The following is a 15,608-nucleotide window of genomic DNA, read 5'->3' on the forward strand; positions in this document are numbered from 1 at the left end:
ACCACGGTTATCGAATGCTGGTTATGCATACAGATAACAGGCCCTCCCGCCCCTGGCAAATACAAACGGACAAAGGGCGCCTCAGTCGAGCTGTTCCAGGCGCAAGGCATCGGCCAGCACGCCCAGGGCCTGGTCCAGATGACGGTGGGCATTGGCGGTGCTGCACAGACGCAGGTGCTGCTGATGCAAGCCATGCAGGCTGAAGAGTTCGCCGGGGGCGATGACGATCTTCTGCTCCAGCAGTCGCTCGAACACCTTGCGCATGTCCACTGGCCGGGTCGCCTGCGCCCATACCGTCGCGCCCCCCTCTGGCGGCACGAACGCCAGGCTGTCGGCCAGACGTTCGCGTAGCAGACCGCCCATATGCGCCATGCGCTCCTGCAACAAACGGCGCAAGGTCGCCAGGTGCTGATCAATCCGACCGCTGCTGTAGAGCCGGGCAATCGCCTTCTGCCGGGTCGGCGACATGCGGAACGAACGCAACAGGAAATGCCGCTGCAACTCCGCCCCCAGGTGCCGGGACAGCAGGTAGCCGAAAGGCGCCTCGGCACCCATGATCCGCTCGAAGCTGGCGAACACCAGCAGGCGATCCGGGTCCACCAGGTCGCGCATCCGCGGTCCGCCAGGCTCGAAGGCGAACTCGCCATGGCTGTCGTTTTCCAGTAACCAGACGCCGAAATGCTCCAGCAACCGTGCCAGGTGCTCGCGCTGTACCAGGGGCATCAGGCTGCCACGGGGCACACTGAGCCCGGAAGACATCAGCAACAGCTTGACCGGCTGGGTCTGCAGCAAGTGCTCCAGGGCCATCAGGTCAAAGCCACCGTCGTCCAGTAGCGGCAACTCGACGATATTGACTCCGCCGGCCTGCAACAGCCGCAGAATCACCCAATCGCAGGGCGACTCCACCAGCACCGTGGCCTGTTTCAGGCTCATAGCGGCCATCAGGGTTTCCAGCACGCTGCGCAGGTCCGCGCCGATATAGACATCGTCGGCATGCCAGTAACGCTGGGCCGAGGTGGTGTAGCGCACGGCCAGGGCGGTGCGCAGCTCCAACTCGCCAAACGGCTGGAACTGTGGCGCCTGTTGGCGCGGGTACTGGCGCACCAGCTCGCGTTCGAGCAACAGCAACGGATTGTCCAGCGACAACAGCAGCGCCGGCTCATCGCTGCTCAGCACCAGGGTACCGGGCCGCCGCGAATGCACATACAGGCGCTCCAGCACATCGGCGCTGCCACTGACAAACGACGCCCCGGAGACCGGTAGCGCGTAGTAACCCGACTTGGCGAGCGAGTACACCCGCCCCTCCTTTTCCAGCAGGGAATAGGCGTACTGGATGGTCGAAATCGAAACATTCAGGCGCTCGGCCAACTGACGCAGGGACGGCAACTTGACCCGGGCATCGGTCTCGACTTCGCTGATCAGGCTGACCAGATAACGGTAGACCGCCTGGTAGGCGAAGTCCGAGTGTTTACGCCCCTTGTCAGGTAAGGGTTGAGTCATGTCCTGGGGTACGGACGAATCCGCACCCGGCTTGGGAGTGTCTGAAACTATCAATACCAATCCTTTTTAACGTCCCGACAAGACTTCTTTGAATACTTCACCGTTGTCGGGATTGACGATGTCGATGCGGTACTTGTCCGGGTCGCTGGCGCGAACCCGGGCAATCAGCGAACTGACGCCGGAAAAGTCCACCTGGGCCTTGGTGTAGAGATCACCAAGCAAGGTCGGGGTCAGGCCGCTGACTTCGCTCAGCCATTGCCAGATCTGCTCGGGCCCCCCCTGCCCCGACAGCGCCTTGTGCAAGTCCGGCAGCGCCACCAGCATGCCGGGGTGGCAACTGCGCAGGAACAGCTCGAGCCCATGGCCACGGTTGACGAAGGGCGCGAACAACAAACAGGTCAGTTGCACTTCGCTCAGGCCAAAGGCCTCTTGCGCGTAGGCACTGGCCAGCGCCCGTCGATCGAGGATCTTCTCGTCGCTGTCATAGGCCCCCATGGCCTGCTCCACCAACCGCGCCGGCATGCGCTTGCGGCGCATCATGGCGGCGGCCAGTTGCAGGTACTCGCCGATGCCACCCTCGTAGCTCAAACCCCGCACGTACTGCGCCTGCAAACCGCGCATATGGGCCATCAGCAAGGGATTGGCGCAATCGGATTCGCTGAAGTGGAACGCCAGGTCATCGAACTGGAAACCGAGAAACTCGGTCAGCAACGGCCAGCGCTCCTCAAGGTCGCGACCGACCAGGTCATAGACGCTGACCAGCATCGGCGCCGAGGCCCGACTGGAACGACTGATGGCCGGGCCTTCGGGCTCCACCAGGGCCTCGCCATACAGCTCGCGGTAATAATCCAGGCCGAGGTCGTGACAGGTTTTGACCGCCTCGTCGAACTCCAGCGCCCGCCCTCCGGCCCAGGTTCGCTCCGGCTTCTCGGTCGCCCGCAGCAACCAGGTCATGTACTGCTTCTGCTCCCGGGGCGACTCGCCGCTGACCAGGGCATCGACGCCTTTGTCCCAAGCACTGGAGCGCTCGTAGAAATCGGCCATGGACAGATAACAGCCATTGCAGAAGGTCGCGCGCCCGTCACCCGCGGTCAGGTGGCCGCTCATCAGCAGATTGCGACGGTTGATATCGCGATTGAGTTCCGACATCGGCAGGCGATGATTGAACGGCCGGACATGTTTGTTATCCACCATCAACAACTCGACCCGGGGGTCGTCATAGACAAACAAGGCACTGTAACTGCGGTGGATATTGTGCATGACCGTAGCCGTCACACCGGCATGGCGCAACGTGGCGACCCGCAGGTTGAAGGTGGCCGGCGAACGTCCGGCAATACTCAACTGCGCCGCCCGCAAGAACGCCAGCGTATAACTGCTGTCCTTGCCGCCGCCGTGGGCCACCATGACCTTGAATTCGCCAATACGCTCAATACCGCCCGCCGCTACGATCAGACGTTGAATCAACAACTGCAGTGCAATACGTTCAGCGCGCGTAAAGTAACTCATCAGACGCTGCAACACCTGCTGATAAACATAATTCATTGCCTGCTCATGAATGGAGCTCATAGCCTTTATACACCTGGTTTGAGTTCAGTGTCGGGCAAACAGCGCTCGCATTACCGGCAGCGGCCGGATCAGACGGAAGATTGCCTGCCCCATATAATCCTGAATGCGGACAAGCAACACCCGAAGTATTGCACAGGCCTGAAACACCCACGGCAAGAGCTTTCGAGCATGACCGACGTCACGGATTGCCAGTTAGCGCTGGGAGTCTGCGTGCCAATAAAAATATCTTAGGAATATTCTTACAATGACCTACAACTATTAACTACCCGCAAGAATTTAACGACATAAGGAAACCATCTTCGCCCGAGACCCTGAAGACGAGACATCCCACACGTTGCATTCAAAAGAGTTCGACCTGAAACTTCGAAAAACAACGAGACTCCGATACGGCGGCTGGTAGTGAACCATAACTCATTCCTTGAGCTGTAAGTGACGCTTCAATTATCAGCACTTAACCGGCGATTAACAGATACAGAATCCGGCAAAAAACCGGTTCAGTTGATGGTATTTTTCGGCGCGAGTAAACGCCTGGAAAGTTGTTAGAAAATATTTCAAGGCATTAATAAAAAACCCCGTATCGCAGAACGATACGGGGTTATGTCAAACCGCTTCAGTCAGCTCAACTGGGCTCAACTTGCAGCGCGACCCGACCGCGGCACGGGCAACCATCCATGAAACGGTGCGCCTCGACAAACTCGTCGAACGGGAAAGTCCGGATTTCCAGCGGCGGCAACACCCGGTCGGCCGTCAACTGGTTGATATCGCGCAAGGCCCTTTGCAGCGCCGCCTGATCCTGGACGATGCCCAGTTCCGGCTTGCCGGTGAAGTTGCCGATGCAGTGGACGAAGAACTGGATGTTCTTCTGGAACGCCGCACACGCCGGGAACGGGGTCTGGTTGCCGCCCTGCAGGCCGTAGAGCACCAGGCTGCCACGGGGCGCCAGGACATCGCCGAGCATCGACATCTGTGGGCCACCAAGGCCGTCGAAGACCATGTCGACGCCACGTCCATCGGTGTATTTGTTGACCTGCATCAGCAGGTCCTGCTCTTCGGTGACAATCACCTTGTCGGCACCCAAGGACAACAGGTACTCGCGCTCTTCCGGGATCTTGGTCGCGGCAATCACCTTGGCGCCCAGGGCCTTGCCCAGTTGCACGAAGGACGGCCCGGCACAGTGGCTGGCATCGGTGACCAGGGCGAACTGCCCCGGCTTGACCCGCGCCAGGTCCACATAAGCGAAATAGGCGATCAATAGCGGCGTGTAGTGCACGCTGGCCTGGACCGGGGTCAACACATCCGGGTAACGGGTCAAGGCCGAGCGTGGCAGGACGATCTGCTCGCCATAGACCGGGTAATCGTTGGGGCTCTGGGCCGGGAAGCTGGCGACCTTGTCGCCGACGGCCAGGTCATCGACGCCATCGCCGATGGCGGTGACCACACCGGCCATCTCATGACCGATACCGGCCGGCAGGCGGGCCTGGGACGACGCCAGGTTCTGCCGCCAGAGAACGTCATACCAACTGATGCCAATGGCCTCGACACGCACCTGCACTTCGCCCGGCGCAGGCAGGGTGGCCGTATGCTCTTCGCATTTGAGCACCTCGGCCGGGCCAAACTTGTGAAAACGGATCGTGCGGGACATCGCAAACCTCGTCAAATGAACCTCTAATGCCACGAACTCTATCCGGGCTTTTCGTGCAAGACCATCAGTGGCTATTAATAGTCGACATGCCTGTCATTGATTGGCGACCATTGTACACAGTTCAAATTTCCGTGCGAATCAACCACTTTTGCCCGTAAGATTGACCTTCCCCGCCAGTGAATATCCTGTGAAGCGAGCCCGATGAACCGTAACGACTTGCGTCGCGTCGATCTGAACCTGCTGATCGTATTCGAAACCCTGATGCACGAGCGGAGCGTGACCCGGGCCGCCGAAAAGCTGTTCCTCGGCCAGCCGGCCATCAGCGCGGCGTTGTCGCGCCTGCGCAGCCTGTTCGATGACCCGCTGTTCGTGCGCACCGGCCGCAGCATGGAGCCGTCGGCCCGTGCCGTGGAGATCTTCGCCCTGCTCTCCCCGGCCCTGGACTCGATTTCCACCGCGGTCAGCCGCGCCTCGGAGTTCGACCCGGCCACCAGCACCTCGGTGTTTCGCATCGGCCTGTCCGATGACGTCGAGTTCGCCTTGCTGCCGCAGTTGCTCAAGCGCCTGCGCGCCGAGGCGCCCGGCATCGTCCTGGTGATCCGCCGCGTCAACTATCTGCTGATTCCGGCCAAGCTGGGCTCCGGCGAGATTTCCATCGGCGTGTGCTACACCACCGACCTGCCGGCCAACGCCAAGCGCAAGGTGCTACGCCGCAGTTCGCCGAAATTGCTGCGGGCCGACACCATGCCCGGCCCGATGTCGCTGGATGACTTCTGCGCGCGGCCCCATGCCCTGGTGTCGTTCGCCGGCGACTTGAGTGGTTTTATCGATACCGAGCTGGAAAAACTCGGGCGCAAGCGCCATGTGGTGCTCGCGGTGCCGCAGTTCAACGGCCTGAGCACCCTGATCTCCGGCACCGACATCATTGCCACCGTGCCGGACTACACCGCCGATGCGCTGACGGCAGCCGGTGGCGTGCGGGCCGAGAACCCGCCGCTGGACACCCAGACCTTCGAACTGCACATGGCCTGGCGCGGTTCCCAGGACAACGACCCGGGCGAACGCTGGCTGCGCTCGCGGATCCAGATGTTCTGCGGGGACCCGGACAGCCTCTGACGATTGCCCGGATCCCCCGACAACGGGCCGAAGCGCCAATCCAGCACCCTGTCCATCCATCAGGTCATGTTGCCTACAAATGGCAACGCCAGATACAGCTTGATCACAATGGCATTGGCGATATCGATAAAAAACGCCCCCACCATGGGGACCACCAGAAACGCGATCCGCGACGGGCCGTAACGCTGGGTTACCGCCTGCATGTTGGCAATCGCCGTGGGCGTTGCGCCCAGGCCAAAACCGCAATGCCCGGCGGCCATGGCCACGGCATCGTAGCTGCGGCCCATCGCCCGGAAGGTGACGAAGATCGCGAACAGCGCCATCAGCACTGCCTGGGCCGTCAGCAGGATAAAGATCGGCAAGGCCAGCGCCGCCAGATCCCACAGTTTCAGCGACATCAGCGCAATGGCCAGGAACAGCGACAGGCTGACATTGCCCAGCACCGATACCTCTCGTTCGAACACCTCGTGCCAACCCAGCACCGACAGGCTATTGCGTAGCAGCACGCCGACAAACAGCACACAGACGAAGGTCGGCAGCTCAAGGGCCGTGCCCTTGATCAGCTCGCTCAGGAAGGTACCGGCCAACAGGCTGATGGCAATCAACGCCAATGTCTCGATAAACGAACCCGGTGTGATCATCCGCTCGCGATTGGGCTGCTCGAAGCCCTTCGGCATGCTCGGTACTTCACCGATCAGTTCCTGGGTCTTTACACGCTTCAGCAGAAACCTGGCCACCGGCCCGCCGATCAGGCCTCCCAGCACCAGGCCGAAAGTCGCCGAGGCCATGGCCAGCTCTGAAGCCGACGCCACGCGATACTGCTCGGTGAACACCGAGCTCCACGCGGCGCCGGTACCGTGACCGCCCGATAAGGTGATGGAACCGGCCAGCAACCCCATCAGCGGATCCAGGCCCAATGCGGCGGCCAGTGACACGCCGAGGGCGTTTTGCACCACCAGCAAGCCCACGACCACCAGCAGGAAAACACCCAGTACCCGTCCGCCTTTCTTCAGGCTGCTGAAGTCGGCGCTCAAGCCAATTGTAGCGAAGAAGGCCAGCATCAACGGGACTTGCAGAGAGGTGTCGAAGCTCACTTTAAAATCGGCGAATACCCGCAGGAGCAACAGCACCAGAGCCACCACCAGGCCGCCGGCAACGGGCTCGGGAATGTTGTAGGTGCGCAGGAAACCAACGCGGCGACAGAGTCCGCGACCAAGCAGCAGCACCAGCGAAGCGGCTACCAGTGTGCCGTAGAAGTCGAGTTGAACCATATGGATAATCCTCGGTAATTATTTTTGTCTGACCCTGTTCTGGACAAAGTCGAGCCGCCCCGACAACCCGAATGTCGAGGTTTGAATAGGCGTGTTCGTGTCGTTGATTAACGGAGTCGATAATCAAAGGAGGCGAATGAATGGGTGTCCGAAACGTGGTCCCTGTCTGAAATTGCGATCCTGCAAAGGCTCACGGTATGTTTACCGATCATGTAGGACAACGCCCTGCTAACGTACCGACCCGTCGGTCGGACTTGCCATTTTACTGAACCTTTTTGCAGGCGATGTAGGCATTATTCCCATCAATGACCGGATAATTCTGAATATCCAGATCGATCGCCGTGTAACTGTCCTCCGTTGCAAGGGCCTTTCAAGGCGGTAGCGACATTCCCGACATTACCCTGCGCGGCAGCGCCCCGCGGGATGACGCCAGAGGGGCTTTTGCATTCCCAGCAACAGTGATTTGTCATTTCCGGAATAGATAGCCACCTAACGGAAAGCGCATGCTAGAGGGCTCGAGTCGGATTGATATCATTCCGAATGATAGTTACCTTCGCTTCATTCGATTCGTGCGCAACCACCCCGCCACAGCATGATCCGCCCATCTCAATAGATTGGCGGACTCCCCCCATGGAACAGTCACTTAAACTTTTGCGCTTCCCTCTGGCTGCCCTGGCGGTCGTGGTGATGAGCGCCTGCGGTAAAGCGCCCGTGGCGGCAGGTGGCGCGATGCCGGCAGCCAAGGTCAGCGTGGCCAAGGTCATCGAGCAGCCCGTCAATGAATGGGACGAGTTCACCGGTCGCCTCGAAGCCCCGGAAACCGTCGAGATCCGTCCGCGCGTCTCTGGGCAGATCGACTCGGTCGCCTTCACCGAAGGCGCCCTGGTGAAGAAAGGCGATCTGCTGTTCCAGATCGACCCACGTCCTTACCAGGCTGAGGTCCATCGCCTCGAAGCCCAATTGCAACAAGCCCGCGCCAGCGCCAGCCGCAGCGCCAACGAGGCCGAGCGCGGCAAGCGCCTGCTGACCAGCAACGCGATTTCCGCCGAACTGGCCGACACCCGCAGCAGCTCCGCCCAGGAATCCAAGGCCGCGGTCGACGCCACCCAGGCGCAGTTGGACCTGGCGAAACTGAACCTGAGTTTCACCCGCGTCACCGCCCCGATCAGCGGCCGCGTCAGCCGTGCCGAAATCACCGCCGGCAACATTGTCACCGCCGATGTCACCCCGCTGACCAGCGTGGTTTCCACCGACAAGGTCTACGCCTACTTCGACGCCGACGAGCGGGTCTACCTCAAGTACACCCAACTCGCGCGCCAGGGCAAACGTGGCCAGACCACCCCGGTCTACCTCGGCCTGTCCAACGAAACCGGCAACCCGCACCAGGGCGTGATGAACTTCGTCGACAACCAGGTCAACCCCAAGACCGGCACCATTCGCGGTCGCGCGGTGTTCGACAACGCCGACGGCGCCTTCACCCCGGGCCTGTATGCACGCCTGAAGCTGGTCGGCAGCGGCACCTACGCCGCCGTGCTGATCAACGACGAAGCCGTGGGTACCGACCTTGGCAAGAAGTTCGTGCTGGTCATGGACGCCGACAAGAAGACCGTTTACCGCTCGGTCGAGCTGGGTCCGAAAATCGAAGGGTTGCGCATCGTGCGCAATGGCCTGAGCAAGGACGACACCATCATCGTCAAGGGCCTGCAACGCGTTCGCCCTGGCTCGCCCGTGGATCCGGAAGTGATCCCGATGGCGTCCAAGGAAACCCTCGCGGCCCTGGCCCTACAAAAACAAGCCCTGGAAGCCAGCAACCTGCCCCAGGTCACGCCCGCCAAGAGCGCACCGGCACCGGCTACCAAGCTGGCCGTAGCGACTCCACGCGGTTAAGGGATACACACGATGAATTTTTCCCAGTTCTTCATATCAAGACCGATCTTCGCGGCGGTGCTTTCGCTGCTGATCCTGATCGCGGGCGCCATCTCGCTGTTCCAGTTGCCTATCAGTGAATACCCGGGAGTGGTACCGCCGACCGTGGTCGTGCGTGCCAACTTCCCTGGCGCCAACCCCAAGGTCATTGGTGAAACCGTGGCCGCGCCGCTGGAACAGGCGATCACCGGCGTCGAGAACATGCTCTACATGTCCTCGCAATCCACCGCCGACGGCAAGCTGACCCTGACCATCACCTTCGCCCTGGGTACCGACCTGGACAACGCGCAGGTGCAGGTGCAGAACCGTGTGACCCGTACCGAGCCGAAACTTCCGGTGGAAGTGACGCGGATCGGTATCACTGTCGACAAGGCCTCGCCCGACCTGACCATGGTTGTGCACTTGACCTCGCCGGACAAACGCTACGACATGCTCTACCTGTCCAACTACGCCTTGCTCAATATCAAGGACGAGTTGGCGCGCCTCGGCGGCGTGGGTGACGTGCAACTGTTCGGCATGGGCGACTATTCCCTGAGGGTCTGGCTCGACCCGAACAAGACCGCTTCGCGCAACCTGACCGCCACCGATGTGGTCAACGCCATTCGCGAGCAGAACCGCCAGGTCGCGGCCGGCCAATTGGGTGCGCCCCCCGCCCCCAACGCCACCAGCTTCCAGCTGTCGGTCAATGCCCAGGGGCGCCTGGTCTCCGAGGAAGAATTCGAGAACATCGTGATTCGAGCCGGCGACGACGGCGAGATCACCCGCCTGAAAGATATCGCCCGGGTCGAGCTCGGCTCCAGCCAGTACGCGCTGCGCTCGTTGCTGGACAACCAGCCGGCGGTGGCGATCCCGATCTTCCAGCGTCCGGGCTCCAACGCCATCGATATCTCCAACGAAGTCCGCGCCAAGATGACCGAGTTGAAGAAGGACTTCCCCGAAGGCATGGACTTCAGCATCGTCTATGACCCGACGATCTTCGTCCGCGGTTCCATCGAAGCGGTGGTTCACACCCTGTTCGAAGCCCTGATCCTCGTGGTCCTGGTGGTGATCCTGTTCCTGCAGACCTGGCGTGCCTCGATCATCCCGCTGGTAGCAGTACCGGTGTCGCTGATCGGTACCTTCGCCGTCATGCACCTGTTCGGCTTCTCGCTCAACGCCCTGTCGCTGTTCGGCCTGGTACTGGCCATCGGTATCGTGGTGGACGACGCCATCGTGGTGGTGGAGAACGTCGAACGAAATATCGGCCTGGGCCTCAACCCGGTGGAAGCCACCAAGCGCGCCATGCGTGAAGTGACCGGTCCGATCGTGGCCACGGCGCTGGTGCTGTGTGCGGTGTTTATCCCGGCGGCCTTTATTTCCGGGTTGACCGGGCAGTTCTACAAGCAGTTCGCCCTGACCATCGCCATCTCCACCGTGATCTCGGCATTCAACTCGCTGACCCTGTCGCCGGCACTGGCGGCCGTACTGCTTAAAAGTCACGACGCACCGAAGGATGGTTTCTCCAAGGTCCTCGACAAACTGCTGGGCGGCTGGTTGTTTCGTCCGTTCAACCGCTTCTTCGACCGCGCCAGCCATGGTTATGTCGGTACCGTGACCCGCGTTATCCGTGCCAGCGGCATCGCCCTGGTGCTGTACGCCGGCCTGATGGTCCTGACCTGGTTCGGTTTCGCCAGCACCCCGACCGGTTTCGTCCCGGCCCAGGACAAGCAATACCTGGTGGCCTTCGCCCAACTGCCGGATGCGGCGAGCCTGGACCGTACCGAAGACGTGATCAAGCGCATGTCCGACCTGGCCCTGAAACAGCCTGGCGTGGAAAGCGCGGTGGCCTTCCCTGGCCTGTCGATCAACGGTTTCACCAACAGCCCGAACGCCGGTATCGTGTTCGTGACCCTGAAGCCTTTCGACCAGCGCAAGGACCCGAGCCAATCAGCCGGTGCCATTGCCGGTGCCCTGAACGGCAAGTTCGCCGGGATCCAGGAAGCCTACATGGCGATCTTCCCGCCTCCGCCGGTACAAGGCCTGGGCACCATCGGCGGCTTCCGCCTGCAGATCGAAGACCGTGGCAACCTGGGTTACGACGAGCTGTACAAGGAAACCATGAACATCATCGGCAAGAGCCGAAGCGTGCCGGAACTGGCCGGATTGTTCACCAGCTACACGGTCAACGTGCCGCAGGTCGATGCCGCTATCGATCGGGAAAAGGCCAAGACCCACGGCGTGGCCGTCAGCGACATCTTCGACACCCTGCAGATCTACCTGGGTTCGCTGTATGCCAACGACTTCAACCGCTTCGGTCGCACCTATCAGGTCAACGTCCAGGCCGAACAGCAGTTCCGCCTCGAGTCCGATCAGATCGGCCAGCTGAAAGTGCGTAACAACAAAGGCGAGATGATCCCCCTGGCGACCTTTATCAAGGTCAGCGACACCTCGGGTCCGGACCGCGTCATGCACTACAACGGCTTTATCACCGCGGAAATCAACGGCGCCGCCGCACCGGGCTACAGCTCCGGCCAGGCCCAGCTGGCGGTCGAGAAACTGCTCAAGGACGAACTGCCCAACGGCATGACCTACGAGTGGACCGACCTGACCTACCAGCAGATCCTCTCGGGCAATACCGCGCTGTTCGTCTTCCCGCTCTGCGTACTGCTGGCGTTCCTGGTACTGGCCGCCCAATACGAAAGCTGGAGCCTGCCGCTGGCGGTGATCCTGATCGTACCGATGACCCTGCTGTCGGCGATTACCGGGGTGATTGCTTCCGGTGGCGACAACAACATCTTCACCCAGATCGGCCTGATCGTACTGGTGGGCCTGGCGTGCAAGAACGCGATTCTGATCGTCGAGTTTGCCAAGGATAAACAGCAGGAAGGCCTCGATCCGCTGAGCGCGGTACTGGAAGCCTGCCGCCTGCGTCTGCGGCCGATCCTGATGACTTCCTTCGCCTTCATCATGGGTGTGGTGCCCCTGGTGTTCTCCAGCGGTGCCGGTGCCGAGATGCGTCATGCCATGGGTGTGGCGGTGTTCTCCGGGATGCTCGGGGTGACCTTCTTCGGTCTGCTGCTGACGCCAGTGTTCTACGTATTGATTCGCCGCTTTGTCGAGCGCAGCGATGCTCGCAAAGCCGCCCGGGCCCTCAAGCTGGAGGCGCAACAATGAGCAGTCTGAAGGCCTTTCTACCGAGCCTGCTGGTGCTGGCGCTGGGCGCCTGCACCGTCGGCCCGGACTACAAGACCCCGGCCACGGAGAAGGCGAACATCACCGCCGCCACCGATGGCAGTACCGGTCAGAAGAACTATGACCGTGCGCACTTCCAGGGTATCTGGTGGCAGCAGTTCGACGATCCGACCCTGAACCAGCTGGTGACCCAGTCACTGGCCGGCAACCGTGAATTGCGCGTGGCCTTCGCCCGCCTGAAAGCGTCGCGGGCGATCCGCGACGATGTCAGCACCGAAACCATGCCGACCATCACCAGCCGTGCCAGCGCCGACCTCGCCAAGGGCCAGGTGCCGGGCACCACCGAGCAGCGGGTCAATAGCGAACGCTATGACCTGGGCCTGGACATGGCCTGGGAAGTCGACCTGTTCGGCCGTATCCGCCGCAACCTGGAAGCCGCCGATGCCGACCAGCAGGTGGCCGAAGCCGATCTCTACCAACTGCAGGTCACCATGATTGCCGAACTGGTGGATGCCTACGGTCAACTGCGTGGCGCGCAACTGCGGGAAAAGATCGCCCTGGCCAACCTGAAGAACCAGCAGGAATCCAAGGGCATCACCGAAAGCCTGCGGGATGCCGGTGTCGGCGATCAGCTCGACGTGGTCCGTGCCGACGCCCGCCTCGCGGCGGTCGAAGCCACGGTGCCGCAATTGCAGGCCGAACAGGCCCGTGAGCGCAACCGTATCGCGACCTTGCTCGGCGAGCGTCCGGACACTTTGACAGTGGACCTGGGTCCGAAAGACCTGCCGGCGATTTCCAAGGCCCTGGCCATTGGCAATCCGGGCGACCTGCTGCAACGCCGTCCGGATATCGTCAGCGCCGAACGCAAGCTGGCCGCCGCCACCGCGCGGATCGGCGTGGCCAAGGCCGACCTGTTCCCCCGGGTCAGCCTCAGCGGCTTCCTCGGTTTTACCGCCGGGCGCGGTTCGCAGATCGGCTCGCCAGCCGCCAATGCCTGGGCCCTCGGCCCAAGTATTACCTGGCCGGCGTTCAACCTCGGTAGCGTCAGGGCCCGTTTGCGCGGTGCCAACGCCGAGGCCGAAGGCGCCCTGGCCAGCTACGAGCAGCAAGTGTTGCTGGCCCTGGAAGAAACCCAGAACGCCTTCAGCGATTACGGCAAGCGCCAGCAACGGCTGATCTCGCTGATCCGCCAGAGCGAATCGAGCCGTGCCGCCGCCGATCTGGCTGCGATTCGCTACCGCGAAGGCACTGCCGACTTCCTGGTCCTGCTCGATGCCCAGCGCGAACGCCTGGCCGCCGAAGACAGCCAGGCCCAGGCCGAGACCGATCTGTATCGCGGCATCGTGGCGATCTACAAGTCCCTCGGTGGCGGCTACGAGCCACAGACGGTCGCCAGCAGCAACTGATTCAAGACCTCCCGGGGTTGGATGCCCTCCGACCCTTTTTCAGCCCCGCGCCACCTTGGTCGCGGGGCTTTTTTTCGTCCGCGAATAAGCCCTGGCGATAGCGTTGCTGGATATTTCAGCAGCTTCGAAATGCTCTAACGAACTGTCATTTCTGACAGTTACCGGCGGGATGAACCGAGGGGTACGGTAAGTGCGCGCATAGATCGTGCGCACTCACTCATCGCAAGGAGAAGCGTTATGAAACTCCCCTCTCGTTTAGCCACTTCCATCGGTTTGATTGTCGCAGGTCTTGACCTGGCCGGGATGGCCATGCCGGCACAAGCCGCTTGGACCAATGAAAACAGTGCCGCCCTTTTGCAAAGCGCCAATGTCGGAATCAATAGCAATGGAGTCTCAACCGGTAACGGTGTCACCACCGCATTTGCCCGGACTGCCTATAAGTCGTCAGCCGTTGCCGGAGGCGCTACTATTCTGACGCCTTTGTTCAGCAACGAGGCTTGTGCGGCGGGCAAACCCACCGACACAGGAGTAATTCCCGGCGTCTGCCAAAATTCCGTGGGGGTCGCCACACCTGTCTTTTGGAATGCCGCCAACAATAACCCCCCCACAGCGGAGCAGCCCCTGCCAGGCCTCCTGGGACTTGCAGCCGGTGTTCGGGCCGAGCTCACCGCCATTAACAACGCGCAGATAGGCGCTGGTGTCAGTATCGACGGCACCGACACGGGAACGCCGGTCACATGGTCGAATACCGGGGTCCCCACGGCTTTGAACCCGCCACTGCTCGACTCGAACACCAATTGCAGTGTTGCCGATATCAATAACGCCGCTACACCTGCCGTTGTGGGCAACTGCCCTGCGGGCGCGGCCGGCTCAGGGAAAAGCCGTGCCGTTTACTGGTCAAGCCCGACCGCGGCCTTCGCGGTCTTGTCCCTCCCATCAGGTGCGGATTACTGCAATGCCATGGAGATCAACGACAGCGGGCAAATCATGGGTGAATGCATCTTCCTCGTCACCGGCACACCCGATGTCCATAAAACCGTCCAATGGGGTTCAGGCGGCACCGGACCGACCGTGCTGCTGACCGTCAACGGCAGCACTTCGCTGCGCAACTGGCCCGTGGATCAGAATAGCTCGGGGGAAATTGCCTTTAACCATGAGGTGAACGGAGGGTATGTCCTGCCAGGCATCTGGACCACGAGCAGTACCAACGGTATCGGTATCGCCGCCCCGACCGGTAGCTCCGAAGCCGCTGCCACGGCGATATCGGACACCGGTGTCGTCTCGATCTGCGCTGAAGTCGGCGGAAACGAAGAGGCAGCCGTTTCCCATGGTGGGGCAGCACCCATTCTGATTGCCGCATTGAGCGGGGGCCACAACGACTGCGCGACTGCGATTTCCAAGAATGGCACCTACGTTGCGGGCTATAGCGACGGCCCGGGCACCAATACTCAAACGGTCAATTCCGTGGAAGAGCTGACGCCGTGAGTGCCTAAAGACAAATGGCTATGACGCACTTAATTTGACGTTAAAGAGGAATATCAAGATGACTTCGATCATGCTTGACTTCAAAGAAGCGGCGCCTGCGTGTTGCAACGGGGCAGGCGTTCAATCTCAAGGCCACTCGCGACGCAGAGGAGGATGGGTACTGGCGGCGGCAATTGCGTTGTGCGTGATTGCCCCGCTCATCTCTGCCCCCAGCTACGCCCAGCCGGTCTGCGGGCCGACGACCCGAACAGCTTGCCGTGGGCCAGTGCCTCTTTTCAGTTCTCGCAAACCTGCCAATAACTCAATCATTAACCAGAGCCAGACAAACATCACGATCATCAACAACTTTTACGTGAGCAATGCTGGCAATAACTATAACTACACCAACAACGCAAACTATGTCCCTGCGCAATACAGCCAGAGCACATTTCCTAGTTATAACGGAGGTGTTGGACGCTACCCGATCTATTGAAACCCAATGAGCTAAGGCGTTAGTTGCCTGAGTTCCAAACAGCCCCGCCCCGC

At 61.2% G+C, this 15,608-nt stretch carries 10 protein-coding genes; 6 read left to right on the plus strand and 4 right to left on the minus strand.

Annotated features, from left to right (window positions below; translation table 11 throughout):
• Positions 1 to 81 precede the first annotated feature (81 nt).
• From M5B42_RS25405 to M5B42_RS25415, 3 genes are all read right to left on the minus strand, one after another.
• Positions 82 to 1,500, minus strand: coding sequence for a PLP-dependent aminotransferase family protein (locus M5B42_RS25405; RefSeq protein WP_152739519.1), 1,419 nt, complete (start codon positions 1,498 to 1,500; stop codon positions 82 to 84).
• 66 nt (positions 1,501 to 1,566) lie between these two features.
• Positions 1,567 to 3,066: a hypothetical protein gene (locus M5B42_RS25410; RefSeq protein ID WP_248747371.1), complete on the minus strand. Its 1,500-nt coding sequence runs from the start codon at positions 3,064 to 3,066 to the stop codon at positions 1,567 to 1,569.
• Positions 3,067 to 3,685: 619 nt separating this feature from the next.
• Complete coding sequence (locus M5B42_RS25415) at positions 3,686 to 4,708, minus strand: zinc-dependent alcohol dehydrogenase family protein (RefSeq protein WP_103494852.1); 1,023 nt, start codon at positions 4,706 to 4,708, stop codon at positions 3,686 to 3,688.
• Positions 4,709 to 4,909: 201 nt separating this feature from the next.
• Here M5B42_RS25415 and M5B42_RS25420 point away from each other — a divergent pair, with 201 nt between their 5' ends.
• Positions 4,910 to 5,824 carry a LysR family transcriptional regulator gene (locus tag M5B42_RS25420; RefSeq protein ID WP_103494851.1) on the plus strand — a complete coding sequence of 305 codons (915 nt, stop codon included), beginning with the start codon at positions 4,910 to 4,912 and terminating at the stop codon, positions 5,822 to 5,824.
• A gap of 59 nt (positions 5,825 to 5,883) precedes the next feature.
• On the opposite strand, the gene gltS is transcribed toward M5B42_RS25420, so the two are convergent.
• On the minus strand, positions 5,884 to 7,095 hold the full coding sequence (gene gltS / locus M5B42_RS25425) for a sodium/glutamate symporter (RefSeq protein WP_103494850.1): 1,212 nt from the start codon (positions 7,093 to 7,095) through the stop codon (positions 5,884 to 5,886).
• A gap of 630 nt (positions 7,096 to 7,725) precedes the next feature.
• Here gltS and mexE point away from each other — a divergent pair.
• From mexE to M5B42_RS25450, 5 genes are all read left to right on the plus strand, one after another.
• Positions 7,726 to 8,982 carry a multidrug efflux RND transporter periplasmic adaptor subunit MexE gene (mexE, locus tag M5B42_RS25430; RefSeq protein WP_177098805.1) on the plus strand — a complete coding sequence of 419 codons (1,257 nt, stop codon included), beginning with the start codon at positions 7,726 to 7,728 and terminating at the stop codon, positions 8,980 to 8,982.
• 12 nt (positions 8,983 to 8,994) lie between these two features.
• Positions 8,995 to 12,174, plus strand: a complete 3,180-nt coding sequence (locus M5B42_RS25435) for an efflux RND transporter permease subunit (protein WP_177098806.1) — start codon at positions 8,995 to 8,997, stop codon at positions 12,172 to 12,174.
• The gene (locus tag M5B42_RS25440; protein ID WP_248747372.1) at positions 12,171 to 13,598 is read left to right on the plus strand and encodes a TolC family protein; all 1,428 of its coding nucleotides are present in this window, start codon (positions 12,171 to 12,173) and stop codon (positions 13,596 to 13,598) included. Before M5B42_RS25435 ends, M5B42_RS25440 begins: the two co-directional genes overlap by 4 nt.
• A gap of 237 nt (positions 13,599 to 13,835) precedes the next feature.
• On the plus strand, positions 13,836 to 15,083 hold the full coding sequence (locus M5B42_RS25445; protein ID WP_248747373.1) for an HAF family protein: 1,248 nt from the start codon (positions 13,836 to 13,838) through the stop codon (positions 15,081 to 15,083).
• Between the two features lie 58 nt (positions 15,084 to 15,141).
• Complete coding sequence (locus M5B42_RS25450; protein WP_248747374.1) at positions 15,142 to 15,555, plus strand: hypothetical protein; 414 nt, start codon at positions 15,142 to 15,144, stop codon at positions 15,553 to 15,555.
• Positions 15,556 to 15,608: the final 53 nt, after the last annotated feature.

The organism is Pseudomonas sp. MWU12-2037 (assembly GCF_023242345.1).
Lineage (GTDB): Bacteria > Pseudomonadota > Gammaproteobacteria > Pseudomonadales > Pseudomonadaceae > Aquipseudomonas > Aquipseudomonas gingeri_D.

Bases quoted from the DNA above. Each gene is read 5' to 3' on its own strand.
- M5B42_RS25445 (WP_248747373.1), top strand. From the start codon at position 13,836: ATGAAACTCCCCTCTCGTTTAGCCACTTCCATCGGTTTGATTGTCGCA.
- M5B42_RS25440 (WP_248747372.1), top strand. From the start codon at position 12,171: ATGAGCAGTCTGAAGGCCTTTCTACCGAGCCTGCTGGTGCTGGCGCTG.
- gltS (WP_103494850.1), bottom strand. From the start codon at position 7,095: ATGGTTCAACTCGACTTCTACGGCACACTGGTAGCCGCTTCGCTGGTG.
- M5B42_RS25435 (WP_177098806.1), top strand. From the start codon at position 8,995: ATGAATTTTTCCCAGTTCTTCATATCAAGACCGATCTTCGCGGCGGTG.
- mexE (WP_177098805.1), top strand. From the start codon at position 7,726: ATGGAACAGTCACTTAAACTTTTGCGCTTCCCTCTGGCTGCCCTGGCG.
- M5B42_RS25415 (WP_103494852.1), bottom strand. From the start codon at position 4,708: ATGTCCCGCACGATCCGTTTTCACAAGTTTGGCCCGGCCGAGGTGCTC.
- M5B42_RS25410 (WP_248747371.1), bottom strand. From the start codon at position 3,066: ATGAGCTCCATTCATGAGCAGGCAATGAATTATGTTTATCAGCAGGTG.
- M5B42_RS25405 (WP_152739519.1), bottom strand. From the start codon at position 1,500: ATGACTCAACCCTTACCTGACAAGGGGCGTAAACACTCGGACTTCGCC.
- M5B42_RS25420 (WP_103494851.1), top strand. From the start codon at position 4,910: ATGAACCGTAACGACTTGCGTCGCGTCGATCTGAACCTGCTGATCGTA.
- M5B42_RS25450 (WP_248747374.1), top strand. From the start codon at position 15,142: ATGACTTCGATCATGCTTGACTTCAAAGAAGCGGCGCCTGCGTGTTGC.